Origin of the sequence: Prevotella sp. AGR2160 (genome assembly GCF_000424185.1) — a bacterium.
In the GTDB taxonomy this organism is placed as follows: domain Bacteria; phylum Bacteroidota; class Bacteroidia; order Bacteroidales; family Bacteroidaceae; genus Prevotella.
Genome location: NZ_AUJK01000002.1, coordinates 98329 through 115921, shown reverse-complemented (window position 1 = coordinate 115921; position 17593 = coordinate 98329). Strand labels below are relative to the sequence as shown.

The window sequence follows — 17593 nt, the reverse complement described above, 5'->3', positions numbered from 1 at the left end:
TCGGATCGGCCATTACTGAAACTATAATGACATGCTGGCACCGCGGTTCAATGACCATATCCTTTGGAAGATAGGTAAATATCCTTGTCGGTCATGGCGCATACGCAACTGTCGGACCATACATTCTCAGCAGTCTCTATCATGTCTATGATGGTATAGATGGGAAGGATCATACCCATGATTCCCAAGGGAGCCCCCTGCCCCGTCATCAATGACAACGTCAGGAAATAGCAGCCCATGGGGACACCGGCATTACCCACGGCAGAGATGACGGCAATGATCAGCCACAGGAGCATCGTCGGCAAAGTCAATATCGTACCGCCATTCTGCATCACAAAGAGGCTCGTCACAAGGATGAAAGCGGCACAACCGTTCATATTGATCGTCGTACAGATCGGCAATACAAAGCGTGATACCTTCGGCGAGACCCCAAGACGGTTCTCTGCCGTTGCCATCGTCACCGGGAGTGTTGCCGCACTACTCTTCGTGAACAGTGCCATGAGGACGGCGGGCATCATACGACCAAGGGTATGGATAGGATTCAACCCACGCGCCAGAAGGAAAAGGGGCAGAATGATGAAGAACTGGATAAAGTTTCCACCCAGGATTACGGCGACATAACGACCGAGGGACGCAGCCGCCACCCCCGCCGACACTTGTGCCGACAACTGTGCGGAAAAAGCAATGATGCCAACGGGTAATGTCCAGATGAGGCCACGGATCAGTGTGAAGAGCAACTCCTGAAGACCTAAGAAGAGATGGACGACGCTCTTCTTCCCTTCTGTCTCCGGCATCTTCGACAAGGCGAAGCCTACCGCGAAGGCGATGAGCAGCAACGACAGGACATTCCCCTCCAACAAGGGCTGAAGAACATTGTTTGGGATAACCGAGAGGATATGATCATAATAGCTTTCTTTTCCGAGGTCCTGGGGCAGGGCGTGTACACCGGAATGGACCATGACGGCTGGGAGGTTGCCCGGTTGAATGATCAAATAGAGAAGAAGGCCTATGGCAGCGGCAACGGTTGTTGTCAACAGCGTATAGGTGATGGCATGACGGAATATTCGTCCTGTATCCTCCTGTTGTCCAAACTTGGTGAGGGTCGTGATGACAGCCAAAAGAATTGTCGGAACGGCGACGAATTGGAAGAGACGAGTGTAGACCGTGGCAATGAAGTTCATCAGTGCGTTGAGCCAGCCCAGTCCCGTCAGTCCGAGCAGTGCACCGATAACGAGGGCACCGATCCACAGAGCCAGCTGTTTTCGTGAAGTATGAATTTTACGGTTGGTATCTTTTTCTTGCATCATTGATATCTCTTTTTGCCCGCAAAGTTACGAAAAATTCCCGATAACCGGCATGATGCGGTCACATTGTTTTGACCCCTTGTCTGTATTTTAACAGGGCTTAGTCACATTTGTTACCTTATTTTTCCGGATTCCTTCGTTTTCCTTGGTTGGTATTATTTTTGTTCTTCTGATAGTGAACAAGAATAAGTATCCATTAAAAAGATAAGATTATGAACAAGGAATTGACAAAGAACATGACTGTCGGCTCGATGGTAGCTGAGGATTTCAACCGTGCGCAGGTTTTCGAACAGTTAGGCATCGACTATTGCTGCCATGGCTCAGATACGCTCGAGGAGGCATGCACAAAGACCCATCTTAACCCTGATGACGTACTGGCCAAGTTGAATGACCGGCAGACCGTAGGCGGTGGTGCCCCCGACTTCGCCAACTGGCCTTTGGACTTGTTAGTGGACTATGTGCTGAAGTATCATCATCGTAACTTCCACCTCCATCATGATGCACTCCTGCAACTGGTCAACAAGGTTGCCAGCGTCCATGGTGGCCGTCATCCCGAACTGTTGCAGATCAGAGATCTGGTTACTGAGTCCTTCGAAGAACTTGATTCCCATTTTGCCAAGGAGGAGAACATCCTCTTCCCGCAACTCTACGAGATCTACAACGCACATGAGGAAGAGCGTCCGGCAGCACCTTTCCACTGCGGTTCCATCGCCCCTCCTATCCACCAGATGATGCTCGAGCATGATACTGCCGGTGATACCTGGCAGCATATCACGGAGTTGTCGCATCACTTCGAGACTCCCGCTGATGGCTGTTCCTCCTACCGTCTGATGAATAAGCAGTTGAAGCAGTTCTTCCTCGATCTCAAAGAGCATATCTCATTGGAGAACAATCTCATTTTCCCGGGCTTCCTCCGTATGGAACAGCAAGCTATTTAATGCTCAACAAAAAATCTCCAAGAAACCATCTTGGAGATTTTTTATAAGACATTCTTGTCCAACAAAAATGACGCAGAACCTCCAGTTTATTTTTAGGTTTATTTAGAGGTGGATTCAAAAAGTTTTGCTACCTTTGCAGCATGGAAATCAAGAAACACCCTGGATATACATTCAAGTGAACAATATCAATTCTCAACATAAAATGAAAAAAGCAATTCCTTTCCTGCTGCTTTCTGCAGCCTTGATGACGACCACGATGTTCGTCAGTTGTAGCGATGATGATGATGTTGAAGTAATCGACACGCTCAGTGGCAACTATACGGGTCGGGATACCCTCACGTTCAGCGTAAAAGGTATGAATCTTAACCAGCCGAACACCGAGGATGTCTCTTATGCCGTAAAAGCGAATAAGGATGGTTCCATTGATGTGACCCTTCCTTCGGAAACATTCGACTTCACGGCTGTAAAGATGGGCAATATCGTTCAGGGATCCTATACGGTGAGCCATATTCCGTACGATAGCAACAAGGGAGTATGGTATCTTGATTATGCCGCTCAAAAGGACAGTGCAATGGTCAGCATCTTCGGGAAGACCAAGAAATACGAAGTGAAAGAGGGTAAGATCACCGTTTCTTTCCGCAACGATTCCGTCTTCGTGAAGAACGAGCATATGTTTGACGGTATGCCCATGGCCCTCAATGGCTCTTTCGGGGGAAAGAAATAACATTTATCGAAATGAATCAAGAATCAGAGGCAAGGGTCAGCCGTGCCGTAGATTATTTCATGCAGGGCTACGGCTGCTGTCAGAGTGTCGTAGCCGCCTTTGCCGACCGATATGGTTTGGACGAGAAACTGGCCCTGCGCATTGCCGCCGGCTTCGGCGGAGGTGTCGGCCGACTGCGGATGATGTGCGGTGCCGTATCGGGCATTGTCATGCTCGTAGGTTTGGAGGAAGGACAGGTCCTCGGCTCCGACCGTGAGGGCAAGTCGCATTGCTACAAGATCGTCCAGGAGTTGTTGGCGGAATCGAAGGCGCAGAACGGCTCTATCATCTGTGCCGAGATCCTCGGTCTGAAAGGTCACGAAAAAGCTGTCGGCAACTATACGGCATCGGAGCGCACGGCGGAATACTACCGCCACCGCCCCTGTGCCGCCAAGGTAGAGAGTGCCGCCCGGATCTTCGCCGAATATCTGGAGCGGAAAGAAGCATGTGACACAAAGGAACAGGTATAAGATTCGTATAATAAGAGGGTAGTATTTATACATATCATCTAAATAGTTCGATCTTCTCTTGTAAAATTGGAGCAAAAAATCTACATTTGCATCATTATTCATAATTTATACAAGAGAGTAAGATGAGAAAAAAAATTCTATTTGTGATGATGTTGTTGACTACAATATCATCTCTGGCCAAACAGTTGACGTCGGAGCAAGCCGCAAAATTGGCGCAGCAGTTCCTCAAGACAAAGACAACCGGTATGCGCCGTGTGGGACTACAGAAAAAACTTACCTTAGTCTACACGGCGGAGAACAGTAAGAAGGAGAACAACTTCTATGGCCTCGGCTTTGCTCTTCTGGAACTGTCCGTCAACGAGCATAGCGTCTTTCTTGCCATACACAATGGTAGAAGTGACCTGGAAAATGGCATCCTGACCGGCGTTATAGACCTTTACCTTCAAGGCTGACGGCTTGGCACCGGCAGCCAAGGAAGAGAGCGCGAGACCCAGCGTCAGTACAATATTCTTCAACTTCATAATGATATTTTTTAGAGATTAATACCCAATGGTGAAACGCTCCATGTGGTGTGTCGGCTTCTCGAGCTCATCGACCATCGCCACGGCATAGTCCTTCACGGAAATATGGCTCTTGCCATTGGCATCGAAGAGCATATCGTCCTTGCCCAGGCGGAACTTGCCCGTGCGGGGACCGTCAGTGTCAAACTCACCGGCGGGAGAGAAAAACACCCAGTCGATGTCGTTCTCGTTCGTGAGGATGTTGAGATAGACATATCCGAGAGAGATCACGCCATTCATGATCTCAGCGGGGAAGCCATCTGTCTCGAGGGCACGCAGGCCCGGGGCGACAAAGAGCGTACCAGCACCGCCGACGATGAGCAGCCGCTCTACCCCACTCTTCTTCGTAGCGGCGATAATTTTCTGATAGTTGACAACGGTATCCTTGGCGATGTTCGGATTGGTCCATCCGGGATTATATGCCGAGATGATGGCATCCTTGCCCTTGGCGATAGCTGCGAGAGCATCCACATCGCTCACGTCCTCCTTTACGGCCGTGAGGTTATCATGCTGGGGAAGTTTACTGGTATTGCGTACTACCGCCGTCACGTGATGACCGCGATTGAGAAGTTCACTGAGGATAGCTGATCCTACGAAGCCGGTTGCGCCGATTAAAACTACATTCTTCATATCTTTCGTCCTTTCTTTATTATAAAAACAGCCGATAAAACTGCCTTGGGTGATTATTGTTTTACTGATGCAAAGATACAAACTTTTTTCCTCTCTTACAAGAGGTTACCGTGTGACGTCATAGTTACCAAAAAGTAGGAATTGGATAAACACGCTATTCTTCAGAAACAAGTTTAACAAGTCTTAACCTTGTAACTCGTGGTTCTTTGGTTACTTTTTGCTACTTTTGTAAGAAATAAAGGAATAACGCTTATGGAAAAGAAAGAAATCAACCCCGAATATCTCACTTGTCCTATCCGTCAAGTCATCAGCCGCTTTGGCGACAAATGGTCCATGCTCGTGCTTTACACGCTTCATGACAGTAAGAAAGGTGCTATGCGGTTTGGTGAGATTCACGACCATATGGCAGACTGTTCGCAGAAGATGCTATCGAAGACGCTGAAAGAACTTCAGAACAGTCATCTCGTAGACCGTAAGGTTTACCCCGAAGTACCGCCAAGGGTGGAATATTGGTTGACCGAAACGGGCCAGTCGCTCATCCCTGCCATGGAAGTCCTCATCGGCTGGGCCAAACAACATTTCGACGACGTGGTACGGGAATGAACATTAGCATGTATAATTCATAGATCCTATTGTAGGTGTCAGTAATATACTTAACCTACGTCCAACATAAAGGCTCTTACCTGTGAATTATTTAGGTTAAGGAATGGATAGTAGAATATCTAAAGTTTCTCCTCCAAAGTGGTCAAGTCAGATAGCAGATCCTTCTCGAATTCCTTCCATCAAAAATCTTTGCTCTTGAGATAATCATGCATTGATGGACAGGAATAGGATTTTCTTACTCATAATGATTTTGTATGATGAAAAAGGATTTCACCTTATTATATATAGGTGGCATCATCGGCACTGCTCTTCTTTTGTTAGTGAGTGTCTGGAACCATTGTCCCCGATTCAGATGGTATATACTCCATCATGATGAGGAAACGAAAGACACGGACGGTTTCGTTGCGGCCACCTACAAAAGGATCTGTGAATTATTCAGGCTACTGCATGATACCCATCGCCACTCCTTCATGCAGGGCTATGGCTGCTGCCAGAGTGTCGTAGCCGCCTTTGCCGACCGATACGGCCTGGACGAGACGCTGGCCCTGCGCATTGCCGCCGGCTTCAGCGGGGGTGTCGGCCGATGCCCCGCAGTAAGCGAAGCGGCTTTTTATTTTGTTTTTCCATGTTTTCTTCTAAAAAAACTCTGACACGGTTTTCTTTTTCAACTATGCCTAAAGGCAAGAGATCTGAAGAATTTGAATGGATTTACGCTCCGCTTGGGATGATTTGTATGATTTGAATGATTTCTAGGCGGCAGCCTATAAGAAGCTCTTCGAGCAGATATCATACAAATCTTTCAAATCCTTCTAAATCCTTGAATTCTCTCGAGCAGAGCGAGTAGTTCAAAAAAGAAATCTTTCTGATATAATTTCTGATTTTTTTTTCTTATCTTTGCACCAAGAACTTATAAAAGAATGCTGTTATGAAACAATTCAATCCAAAACCGTGGTTCCTGCCACAGACAGTCATCATCATCGGGACTTATGATGAGGACGGAACGCCCAACGCCATGAATGCTGCTTGGGCTGGTACATGGGACAATGATAAGATCATGATCTCCATGGGTAATCATCAGACGACGCTCAACCTCAACCGCTGCCCGGACTTCACCGTCGCTTTCGCCACAAAAGAGACGCTCGTCGCCTCCGATTACGTAGGCATCATCAGTGGAAGGAAGGCAAAAGACAAGGTTGCCCAAACGGGCTGGACGGCTGTCAAGGGTGAGAAGGTCAATGCTCCCGTTTTCACGGACTTCCCCATGACCATGGAATGCCGCATAGAGCGGAAGATCGACGAGAGTGCTACGGGATATTACATCGTGGCGGACATCTTGAATATCCAGGTCAAGGAAGAGTATCTCGCTGAGGACGGTAAGCCCGATGTGGAGAAGATGCATCTCATCACCTTCGACCCCGTCCATCTCGGCTATCTGGAGATTGGCCAGCGTGTCGGCAATGCCTTCAAAGATGGAGCGCAACTGAAATAATGTCGATGCAACGTTATTGAGAGGCGCATATTTTAGATCAGATGAAAGATTTCGCAGCAATAGACTTTGAGACGGCCAACAACGAGCGAACAAGTGTATGCTCGGTGGGGGTCGTGATCTATCGGGATGGCAGGAAGGTGGATGAATTCTATTCGCTCATCAAACCCGAACCGGATTACTATACCTACTGGTGTACACGGGTCCATGGCCTGACGAGTTCGGATACCGAGAATGCCCCCGTCTTCCCCGAGGTATGGCGGCAGATAGAGCCGAAGCTCCTACTTTCCGCAGACGACCAAGAGAAGTTAGGCACTGAATTTCTGCCCCTTGTCGCCCACAACAAGGCCTTCGATGAGAGTTGTCTGAAGGCCGTCTTCCGCATGTATGGCATGGATTATCCCGACTATCCGTTCTTCTGTACGCTCATCCAGTCCAGGAGAGTATGGCCGGGCGGTCGGCATAACCTCGACATCATCGCTGCCCGTTGTGGCTTCGACCTCAGAAACCACCATCATGCCCTTGCTGATGCCGAGGCCTGTGCCGCCATTGCGCTGAAGATCCTGTAGGGATATGATTTATCATGATCTATTATCTTTATCTTTTTCCATGATCTTGTATATTTTTAGTCTAATAATTCCTTGCCCCTCTTGTAGGTGGCCGCCATGTTGCGGCCACGCACCCACAATGACCAGATAAGATGCCGAATATTTCCCTTGCGTGGCCACAACATGGTGGCCACCTACTATTCCCGAATGATTTGGGGGATCGGACGAATGATTTTCATCCGTTAATCCTTAAATACGCTGTCGAGGAACGCTTCCATGGTGCCATCCTTCGCGGCGGGGAGACTGTCGGCCTGTCGCAGATGATGGTCACCGGGGGCAATATGGATCGTATCGTCGAAACCGAGGATATAACGCATGGCGATGCGGTAGATACACTCCGTCGGCGCAAGGCCATAGACCTGATGGGCGAAGATATGACGGATGCGCGCCTCACTGTCGGGATAGGCCTTACGGAGCCCGGTGCTGTTGTACAGCCGTTTCACGATTTCCGTGATATACTGTCCTGACTTCATATACAGGTCGGCGAACGTCTTGTCGGGATCATCGAAGCAGCCGGGATTCTCTTTTTCCAGGAGATCGACCATCTCTTTCACCACCCATTTTGGCGTGAAGATCTGGTTTGTCTTCTGTGGCGGGATATAGTCGAAGATATCCTCCTCCGCCGTAGTCTCGAAATAGTTGGCCAACTTCTTCCGCAGGCGCATGAACTCTTTCACGGAGTCGTTGAACACCACCTCGTCGAAGAAATGACCGGGACTGTGCTCCGTCGCCCCCGTTGCCGGGTTGACATAGTCGCCGCCGTCACGCAGGAGGTGAAACTGCTCCTTCGTAACACTCGTCACCTCGAGGAATACCGCATCGGAGATATTCTCGTCGAAATTCTGAAGTGTCGTATGTTCGTTGCCGTATCCCATGAGGAACGACGGGATGGTACGGGAGAAGCCGCGCAGATGGTCACGGATGAGCTCGTCGGTACTCCCCTTCTTGGCTTCTATGCGCTGTTCCTCAAAGGTGTTGGCGATGATCTCCGAACCCTTGTCGAGCATCTCACGCGTCTTGCCGTGGATCGTCTCGGAGAGTTGGTTGTCGATCTCTTTCTTCTGCTCCTCCGCGGCCTCACGGATGGCTTTCTGCTGTTGCGTCGTCTTGCCCTCACAGTCTTGGGCACACTGATGGTCGATCTTCTTCTTCTCGATGGAGGCCTGATGGAAGTGGGCACCCAACTGCTCGTTGACGGCCTTCTTGATCTCCACCGTCGCCTTACCCTTGTTGCGCTTCGAGAGCGTGTCGAGATCCTGGGCTTTTGCGCCCTCATCGGCATGGGAGAGCAAGAGACTCGTCAGTTTCTCACTCACCTGGTCGATCATCTGTTCCTCGGCCGTCTTGCCCTTGTGTTCCTTGCCTTGGCTGTATTTCCGCATACTCTCCTCCACATAGTTGTCGAGCTCTTCCTTCGGTTCCCCGAAGATCTTGTCGCCGAAGACCTGGTCCTTGATGTCCTCCACCTTCTGCGTGTCGGGCTTCGCGTTGCCCTCCTCGTCGAGATCCTGCGAGAGTTCCTCCACATCTTGGGCATCGACAACCTTGTCCTTGGGCTTCTTCACGGGCTCAAAATGGTTGATGATGTCGAGGATTCCTGCCGAACAACCATAGATGCTACTGATATTGGCAAAGAGGAAATTACTCATGAACCCACTGCGTACGACCTCTTTCGAACGGATCTTCCGTGGGATGAGCATCACCTGTTCGGCATCGAGGGGCTCCATCTCGCCGTTCTCGTCCTCACCGATCACGGGGAAGAAGTTGAGCAATTCACGAATATGCCGCTTGCGTGTATCGGTATCGCCATAGCCCGATGCCGTATCGGCACAGAGACCGTTGGCCATCTCCTCATAATTCGTCAGCGTACGGGCGGGATCGAAGTCGAAGATATAGGCATTCTCCTTACGGTGATAGCTGCCGTCGGCACCGAGATAGAGATAAGGCGTCTGGGCACGGAAGGCGGCCTGCATATATTGCGCCGGACTCTTCATATTGCTCAGGATCAGCACGCCCGTCCACTCGGGGATGGTGACGCCCGTCGTGAGCTGTCCAACGGAGAGCGTGATGGTGCCCTGGGGATGTTCATGGATGGCCTTGCGCACACGACGCAATGAACTGTCGTCCTCAATGACCTCGTCATCGTCCGTCTTGCCGTCGCCGGCAGCCACGACAATCTCGATATCGGCAAACTCGGGATGGCGCTTAGTGTCCCGCAGTTTCTCGGCGAGCTTCTTAGCGGAGTCCACTCGGTTCAGCAGCCAGAAAGTATGACGAAGGGCATGGCGCAGCTCGGGCGTAGAGAAGGGATAACGGGGCTGACGGCTCAGGGCGTCGAGCCATTTGTCGACGGCCTCATCATGGACGAAACGGCCACGCTCCACCCGGAAGAACTCATTGAGGTCGAAGGCATAGGCTTCCTGGTCGCCGTCGATCTCCACGCCCTTGCGGACCTTGTCGAGCACGATATCACTCATGCGGTAGGTATACATGTTCAACCGCGGCATCTCGGCATAGGGATTGGTGCCACGGCGCTCGTTCCACTGCTCCTTGGCGCGGCACTCGTCGGCATAGGTCCAGTTGAAGATGGCATCCTGCGGGAATTTTTCGTTGGCCAGGGCCTTGAAGGGCGTGCCACTGAGATGGAGAGTATGGCAGCGGTGGATCTGGTCGAAGGCGACATCGGTCTTATAGGTATCCACGCCCTCATGGGCCTCGTCGATGACGAGGAGGTCCCACGTGAGTTTCGCCACCTCTTCGAGCTTGTCGTAGTTGCCACCGAAATAGAGGGAACCTTTGAGGTCCTGAAGACTGACAAACTCGATGATGTTCTTCGTCTTGCCGGGCTGTTTGATGGCCTGGAGATACTGTTCACGGGAGAGACAGGGATGCTTGCGCTCCCGGATGGCGGCGACACGGGAGACGAAGAGATAGTTGTCGGGACCGACAAACTTCAGATAGTCGTTATACCACGAGTCGGCGATGGCGGGACGGTTGGTGACGACGAGGATACGCTTCAGCTGCATGCGCAGGCAGAGATCATAGACGGCAAGGGTCTTGCCGAAGCGTGGCTTCGCATTCCAGAGATATTCGGTCTGCGGACGGTCGGTGAAGCTCGCCATCGTCTGTTCCACGGCCTGCTCCTGACTGTCACGGAGCTGATAGTGGTGCGTCGGCTGACCTGGCATGATGCCGTGGTTCTCACGGAAGTCGTAGAAGTCATGCTTCGACTCGTCAACACCGATCTTGAACCACTCCGTGTCCGGCTGCTGCGGGACACCCAACTTATTGAGATAGGCATGGAAGTCCTTATCCATGAAGGTCTCGTTGGTCCCCTCATAGACGGCATTGCCATGCCATTCGAGCTGCCAGGCGATATCGGCGGTATGGCATTGCTGTTTGATGCGCTCCCGCACATCGGCCTTTTCGGTATAACCGATCTTCACCCATCCGTGATGACGGGCAATCTCGGGCGTCGTATAAGCATAGATCTGCGGCAGCGCCACATGGGTAGTATGTATATCCGGTCTTTTCATTATTCCATCTCCTTGACATGGGTCTCTATAAAGTTGCGCTCCTCCGTAGACAAACCATATTTGTCGTATAGCTGCTCGTCAATCTCGTGAATGCTCTTGCTCCAATCGATGTCGGATGAAGAGGTGAAGTTTTGGAGGGGGACATACTTGAACTTCGCAGGATTAATCTCCTGTGTAACTTTTAATATACTGATAAGCGTACGTGCGAATTTTGTTTTTAAATATTGTTGGCAGTTTTCAGCTTCTTCCTTATAGTTAAAAGCTCCTATACTTATAAAAGATTCAGTCGACCCTTCTTTAGGGCATTCAATAAGAGATTTACCTATAATCCTTGCCGGAATAGGTTTACCAATTGTTCCAGCAGCTCCATCTGCTTTTGAAAGAACAACCTTGTATGTGTCAATATTAGGAATTCTACTCGTGTTTACATAATCTCTACGAATAAACATAAACGTTCGATTTCTATCTTTGCGTCCTAACATTTTGATATAATCAAGACCATCATCAGGCTCCTCTTCTGAGAACACTTCGGGTATAACATCAAAGATATTTGAAGACATATCGTACATATGTCCTTTACTCATCTGACTTTTTGCTTTTGGAAAATCTTCATGAAGTTTATCAGTCAGTCGATAAATTGTTCTTGTTATGACAATTGGTTCCATAGATTTAAATCCATGGAAAGTGTTTACCTTATGGAAAATACTGTTCAGCTCATCAAAAGGAGTAAAAACTTTTATTGCTCCGAATGACTTCGTTGTGTCATGATAAGAAATCGCTACTCCTCCCGTAAGTTGAATATTAGGAAAAACGTCACTTGAATCCGGATAAAACTTCAATATTTTATAAGAGCTGTCATTCAGCATCTTTCTGTTCCATTCTTTTGGAGTAGATCCAGCATCAAATAAGAATCTGGCTGGATGGATCATCTCAACCTTATCAGATATTTGGAATGATTCATCAAGAAAGATATTGTATATTTGTGGTGCAAAAGAGGCATTGTCTCCCACGCTCTCATCTTGATACGGTGGGTTTCCAATGACGAAGTCGAATTTCATAGGCCATTTGGTTTTATGGTAGGTTTTGAATTTCTTGGTGATGAAGTCGGTGAAGAGGCAGTCGAAATGGTCGGGCTGTTCGTTGTCGGAGGGAATCCACCGCCGGAGCTGAGGTCGCACGCCGTTGTGCAACAGGATATTATTCTGCGCACAACCGGGACAAGGAGAGACTTTCTCGGGCGTTGACTCGCCAAAGAGACTGAGTTCCACGTTGGGCCGTTCTTCATGGCAACTATCGGGCAAGACGGCTTTCAGCCCGTCCATCTGCCAGATGTTCCACGAGATGATCTCCGCGGCATTCCGCAGTAGCGGCTTGTCGGCTTTGCGACCGAACCGCGCCTCATGATAGTCGTTGAACGAGGCCAGCAATGCCTCTCGGGCGAGCAACAGGTTATCGCCCTGCCACTCATAGCCATAGACACTGCCAAGGGCGAGCAGTGCCCAACGGTTCCAGTCATCTGCCGCAGCGTGCTCGCTGACGCTCCGCAGTTTCCGGTCGAGGATGCCGACGCGCTCGTTGAGGGGGATCGGCGTCCCCGTGACGGTGTCGTAGCGTGACGTGAGGAACGGGGCCTCACCACAGGTGATCTCCAGACGGGTAGCCACGACATAGTCCTGCCAACGCCGGTCGGCATCGGCCGCCACCGCGGTATTTGGCTCCGCTTCCCCACTCCATTCCTCGTCGATGACGTCATTCATCTCCGCCACGATCCAAGCGGGCGTGAACACCTCAGCCATCTGTCGTGAGCGCCGCTGTTGTTCGTCACGGCTCTTCAGTGCCCGCGGCATGATGAGGTTGCCGTGGTCCCCCGTGATGGCCTCGGCGGTGATGGCATCGTGCCACTGGTAGCCCGCTCCGTAGTCGGCATAACTGTCCGTGGCCCAGAAAATATGCTTCCGGGTCGTACGGTCGAGGAGCAGGACATCGAGGAGTCCGTCTTCCCACACCCATTCATTTTCGGAAATGTCTATCGGTTCCGCCATCTTCACTTCTTGTTGATGATGCAAAGATAGGGAAAATATGGGAGAAAAACAAATAAATAACATTTAAAAGTAAAGAAGTAAAGAAGTAAAAAAGTAAAGCTGCCGCCGTAGGGACATGATTCATCATGTTCCGCCACTAATGGCCCTCGAAGAGGGCAAAAATGGTTAGCCCCGGAAAAACACGATAAAAACCCGCTGCGCGATGCTTCGCAAATGAATAATGGAGAATAGAAAATAGATAATTCTTCATCCAATTATGTTGGATTTAACATTTTTAACCAAAAAAGCTAAAGAAAATCACTTGACAAGGGGCTTTGATTGTTGTATCTTTGCCATGTAGACCTAATAACTAGCTGTTACTGAATAATTTGCAAGTAATTGCTTTTAAAAAGGATCCCAAAGTAAGGTATGTCTCTGATCAGTAGGTGACCGTCCTATAGCGGCCACTCACTCGTCAGATCTTTGCAATTTCGACACGGATTTTCAAATCTGTGTAAACCCGAAACCACATAACTTGCGATAGATGTCGGGCAGGCTAATCTCTCCTGCCGATATTAAGAAAAAATGGAATCAAAGCATTTGTTCCAGTTTTATCCCGCCCCCGCCACCACGGTGCAGAGCAACACCGTCTGGGGAATTCGGGAAGTGTACAACTACATCACCACAGACCCGGACGCGTTTTCGCGCACCCAGGAGCTGCGGGATATCCTCAAGGAGGTCAACGCGGGGAAGCGGGACCCGAAGGAGGTCGGGGAGTTCAAGAAGAAATACTTTAACTTCGTCTGCTTCTCGGGGACCTTCTCCCGCCGCAGGGATGACTGCCTCATCCGGCACAGCGGACTGCTCTGCCTTGACTTCGACCATGTCGGCGGACCGACGGAGCTCGCGGACCTGAAGGAGAAACTCATCCACGACACGAACTTCACGACATGGCTGTGCTTCGTGTCACCGAGTGGCACGGGAGTGAAATGGGTCATTGACATCGACGTGGCCCGGGCTGATCATCAGACGTGGTTCCTCGCCGTCGAGGAGTATGTCCGCGAGACGTACGGCCTGGAGGTCGACGAGAAATGCGGCAATGTCTCCCGTGCCTGCTTCCTGCCACACGACGGCGATTGTTACGTGCGTCGTGACAAAAACAATAAAAACATTATTAAAACAAATAATATGGCTGCAACCATTGATTTTGACCCCGTCTTCTGGGCCAACAAGAACAGATCAAGAAGACATGAGAACGAGCACACGGCGGCTCCTTTTCCGGTGAACAACCCGCAGACGGCATCCTCGGAAGAGGAGATCCGCGACCTCGTCAGTGCTATCACGGCTCACGGCGCAGGCTTCTCTGACGACTATGGCGACTGGCTGAAGATCGGCTTCGCCCTCGCCGGGGAACTCGGCGAGCGCGGCCGCTCCTACTTCCATCAGCTCAGTCAGCTCATCAGTAAGTATGATGAGAAGGACAGCAACGAAAAGTACAACAACTGTCTCCGCAATGTACGTACTGATGGCAGCGGCGTGAACATCGCCTCACTCTACTATCTCGCGAAAAATGTCGGCGTGGACCTCAGTGCGTTTGCAAGAACGCATCATTCTAACTATGGAGTTAGCGCCATTAGCGCCACTAGCGCCATTGCGCCAAATAGTAAAAAGGGGGGTAAAAGTACCATTTTAGGTATTTCTGATGATGAATTGGCGCTTGGCGCTATGGCGCTAGTGGCGCTAACTGATGATGGTCGCAGTAATGGATTTTACTTCTCCGACAAGTTAAAAGTAGAGAATCTGGATCATATTCTTCGAACGGTCTATGATCTCCATCATGCCAATGTACCTAAATGTGATGCCATGATCTTGGGAGCTCTCAATGTGTGCAGCGGATTGATGGGTGGTGCCAACTTTGTGGGTGATGAGCGCAGTGGAGTCTATGGCCTGTATGACGGGCGCCGCGTTTATGCCCCACTATTCAACATCATCTATTCGGGTGCAGGCAACGAGAAAGGCAATCTTGTGTTCGACAAGCAATTGGCTTCCCCCATTAAAAACGAGATGCGGCGGAAATATGAAGCAGAGAAGGCTGAGTACGACTCTGCTATGGCTGCTTGGGAAGCTAAGGGTAAGAAAGATAGAGGTGAGGCACCGAAGAAGCCTGTATATCTTGACCCGTTCGTACCGGGCAACAGCAGTTCCTCGGCCGTTTACCGCGCGCTGAAAGCCAATGGTGGCTGGGGGTTGATGTATGAGACGGAGGCCGACACCGTTTCGAGTATGCTCGATTCGGATTATGGTAATTACTCCGATCTGATGAGAAAGGCCCATCACCATGAGCCCCTGTCGATGACGCGTGTGACTGACGACGTACATATTGATATTGAAGAACCACGGTTGAGTATCTTGCTCACCTGTACGCCGGGACAACTGCCGTCCCTCTTCCCTTCCTTTGAGAACGGACTGGGCTCTCGCTTTCTGTTCTATTACATGCCCGATGAACATGTAGAGTTCCACGATGTGTTTGCGATGAAGGACAAATCGCTGGATGATATCTACAAGGATTTAGGCGAATATTTCTTGCCGCTATACCATGCTTTGCAGCAGCGTGCCGGGCACCCTATTCAGTTCGTCATGAGTGAAGATCAAAAGAAGTTGTTCCTGGACACGTATAGTGAGGTGTTGGAGGAACAGTTCGGCATGTTGGGTAAAGGCATCCGGGCCTTTATCTTCCGCCTCGCTCTGGAGAACTTCCGCTATGCCATGATTCTGACGGTACTCCGTCGGCTGACTGATTGGCAAAATTCATTCAATCCATCCCGGTCTTCCGATATTTTCCCGGACGATGAGAACGCGCTGGTTTGTGATGACCGCGATTTCCAGACGGCTATGACGATCATAGGGTGTCTCATCAATCATACGGCGAGAGTGTACACGGTGATGGCCAAGGAGGATGATAATCCCTTTGCCAACAAAGGCTTTAAGCCTACTGTGGTGGAAGCTTCGCTATACAAGCTATTGCCTATAGGTGAGTTCAGTACGGCTACAGTATACGAGATAGCTGAAAAACAGGATATCCCCCGACGTACTGCACAGCGTGCGCTCAGTAACCTCGCTTTCAAATATCGTGTCATCAATCCAATGAAACGTGGCGTGTATTTCAAGCCCGAGGTCAAGAAGGGATAGTGGATCCAACGCAGGGGCCGTCCCCTTGTGGCGGCCCGTCGCCCGAAAGGGCGAATCATACAGGAAAAATCCGCCTCATGGAATGCCCTAACGGGCATCGGGCCACCACAAGGGATGGCCCCTGCATTTGGATGGATGATAGTTATGATTGACGTGGACACAAGTCAGCAATATATTTATTGTAAATATAATGTTTAATCAAAATAAGTATAATAGTTATGAATCAAAACAATGATACTTTTCCCATCCATGCCTACGGAAAGAGTGAGCTCGCCCTGCTCTACTTCCCTACGGCATCCTCGGCGCATACGGCCGTGAACCATCTCATGAGTTGGATCAAACGGTGTACGGGGCTCTTGGAACAGCTCCGGGCCGTGGGGTACCAGAAGACGGCGAAGTTCTTCACCCCTCGTGAAGTCGGGCTGATTGTGGAATACCTGGGGTGTCCATAGGAGGGCGGGACATCATGTATCCTCTTATCGTCGGCTATCGCACGCATCGTATACCATCGTCTGACCGCCACTGCGGATTTTCGTATCTTTGTGGGTGTAAATCAGAAAGGTTTATGCGATGAGGCGATAGCCGAGTCGGATGTTTCATTTTTAATTTCTTTAGCTTATGATTCGTTATATTTTAAGAAAGAACAACAACAAAAAGAGTCCGGTCTTCAACAAGTGGTTCGCCTACCCCGTCGTTGAGGAGACCATGGACCTGGCTGCCCTTGCCAAGCACATGGAGCAGCACAACTCCGGCTTCTCCGAGGCCATGTGTGTAGGCGTGATGAAGGCCATGGTACGCTGTATCAAGGAGATGGTCCTCGAGGGCAAGAACGTCAAGCTCGACGACCTGGCGATCTTCTCCTGCGGCATCAAGAACGCCCATGGTGCCGATTCGGAGGATAAGTTCACCACGACGGAGAACATCAAGGGCGTGAAGCTCCGTGCCCGTGCCACCGGTGATCTCCGCACCTCCAGCCTGAACCTCGACGCCACGCTCCGCAAGGCCACGGCGCTGACCGGCGTGACGAAGACGACGGGCACGACGACGTCGGGTGGCACAACGTCGGGCAGCGGCACGACAACCGGAAAGTAGTCGCCTCTCTCACCTACCCCCGCCCCGAAAAGGACGGGGGTATTTTATTTTGATGAATATTGATGGAGCCAACCCACAGGAAATATCAGAAGCCCCAATTTTTTTATTCTTTTGCAACAGACTCCTTCAGATTCTATTTCAGATACCGAGGGGCAATGTCTCGGTGGGGATTGAGGTTGAGCAGTACCATTTCAAGGATACAGGTGAACTCCTCGAAAAGAATATGGCTCGGGGGATAGATGGTACAAGCTACGAAACACGGGAGCCAGAGGTAGAGGAGTTTGGGTGCACGGTGAGAGACATATATCACGGAGGCCACGCAACAGAGGATACCGCCAAAATAGTGAAGGAACGTGTTTGACGTATCGTATTTTCAAAAAAATATTGTACTTT

The 17593-nt window shown here is 50.2% G+C and carries 16 protein-coding genes; 11 read left to right on the top strand and 5 right to left on the bottom strand.

The features are described from left to right. Window positions 1–47 precede the first annotated feature (47 nt). Window positions 48–1307, bottom strand: a complete 1260-nt coding sequence (locus G604_RS0101920) for a dicarboxylate/amino acid:cation symporter (RefSeq protein WP_155941831.1) — start codon at window positions 1305–1307, stop codon at window positions 48–50. 209 nt (window positions 1308–1516) lie between these two features. Here G604_RS0101920 and ric point away from each other — a divergent pair, with 209 nt between their 5' ends. The 3 genes from ric to G604_RS0101905 all read left to right on the top strand — a co-directional run bounded on the left by ric (window position 1517) and on the right by G604_RS0101905 (window position 3475). Further along, window positions 1517–2242, top strand: a complete 726-nt coding sequence (gene ric / locus G604_RS0101915; protein ID WP_028909071.1) for an iron-sulfur cluster repair di-iron protein — start codon at window positions 1517–1519, stop codon at window positions 2240–2242. A gap of 202 nt (window positions 2243–2444) precedes the next feature. After that, window positions 2445–2966, top strand: a complete 522-nt coding sequence (locus tag G604_RS0101910; protein WP_155941830.1) for a hypothetical protein — start codon at window positions 2445–2447, stop codon at window positions 2964–2966. Window positions 2967–2977: 11 nt separating this feature from the next. Beyond that, entirely contained in the window at window positions 2978–3475 is a 498-nt protein-coding gene (locus G604_RS0101905; protein WP_028909069.1) for a C-GCAxxG-C-C family protein, read from the top strand. Window positions 3476–3753: 278 nt separating this feature from the next. On the opposite strand, the gene G604_RS0101900 is transcribed toward G604_RS0101905, so the two are convergent. Then, the gene (locus G604_RS0101900) at window positions 3754–3996 is read right to left on the bottom strand and encodes a hypothetical protein (protein WP_028909068.1); all 243 of its coding nucleotides are present in this window, start codon (window positions 3994–3996) and stop codon (window positions 3754–3756) included. 18 nt (window positions 3997–4014) lie between these two features. Then, window positions 4015–4665 (bottom strand): NAD(P)-dependent oxidoreductase, encoded by a 651-nt coding sequence (locus tag G604_RS0101895; RefSeq protein ID WP_028909067.1) that lies wholly within the window; start codon window positions 4663–4665, stop codon window positions 4015–4017. A 252-nt stretch (window positions 4666–4917) separates the two neighbouring features. On the opposite strand from G604_RS0101895, the gene G604_RS0101890 reads away from it, so the two are divergent. The 4 genes from G604_RS0101890 (at window position 4918) to G604_RS0101875 (ending at window position 7323) form a co-directional block, all read left to right on the top strand. Further along, complete coding sequence (locus G604_RS0101890) at window positions 4918–5268, top strand: winged helix-turn-helix transcriptional regulator (protein WP_028909066.1); 351 nt, start codon at window positions 4918–4920, stop codon at window positions 5266–5268. Between the two features lie 254 nt (window positions 5269–5522). Continuing rightward, on the top strand, window positions 5523–5918 hold the full coding sequence (locus G604_RS15695; protein ID WP_028909065.1) for a C-GCAxxG-C-C family protein: 396 nt from the start codon (window positions 5523–5525) through the stop codon (window positions 5916–5918). Window positions 5919–6193: 275 nt separating this feature from the next. Further along, window positions 6194–6757: a flavin reductase family protein gene (locus tag G604_RS0101880; RefSeq protein WP_028909064.1), complete on the top strand. Its 564-nt coding sequence runs from the start codon at window positions 6194–6196 to the stop codon at window positions 6755–6757. 41 nt (window positions 6758–6798) lie between these two features. Continuing rightward, window positions 6799–7323, top strand: a complete 525-nt coding sequence (locus G604_RS0101875) for a 3'-5' exonuclease (RefSeq protein ID WP_028909063.1) — start codon at window positions 6799–6801, stop codon at window positions 7321–7323. Between the two features lie 221 nt (window positions 7324–7544). Here G604_RS0101875 and G604_RS0101870 read toward each other — a convergent pair whose 3' ends face one another. Beyond that, on the bottom strand, window positions 7545–10898 hold the full coding sequence (locus G604_RS0101870) for a DEAD/DEAH box helicase family protein (protein ID WP_028909062.1): 3354 nt from the start codon (window positions 10896–10898) through the stop codon (window positions 7545–7547). Then, entirely contained in the window at window positions 10898–12940 is a 2043-nt protein-coding gene (locus tag G604_RS0101865; RefSeq protein ID WP_028909061.1) for an Eco57I restriction-modification methylase domain-containing protein, read from the bottom strand. Before G604_RS0101865 ends, G604_RS0101870 begins: the two co-directional genes overlap by 1 nt. A 564-nt stretch (window positions 12941–13504) precedes the next feature. On the opposite strand from G604_RS0101865, the gene G604_RS0101860 reads away from it, so the two are divergent. The 4 genes from G604_RS0101860 (at window position 13505) to G604_RS0101845 (ending at window position 17561) form a co-directional block, all read left to right on the top strand. Then, on the top strand, window positions 13505–16108 hold the full coding sequence (locus G604_RS0101860; RefSeq protein WP_081657615.1) for a DUF3987 domain-containing protein: 2604 nt from the start codon (window positions 13505–13507) through the stop codon (window positions 16106–16108). Between the two features lie 218 nt (window positions 16109–16326). Next, on the top strand, window positions 16327–16560 hold the full coding sequence (locus tag G604_RS0101855; RefSeq protein ID WP_051220166.1) for a DUF4248 domain-containing protein: 234 nt from the start codon (window positions 16327–16329) through the stop codon (window positions 16558–16560). Window positions 16561–16726: 166 nt separating this feature from the next. Then, a complete protein-coding gene (locus tag G604_RS0101850) occupies window positions 16727–17200 on the top strand; it encodes a DNA-binding protein (RefSeq protein ID WP_028909058.1) in 474 nt (157 codons plus the stop codon). A gap of 49 nt (window positions 17201–17249) precedes the next feature. Next, a complete protein-coding gene (locus G604_RS0101845) occupies window positions 17250–17561 on the top strand; it encodes a hypothetical protein (protein WP_155941829.1) in 312 nt (103 codons plus the stop codon). Window positions 17562–17593 lie beyond the last annotated feature (32 nt).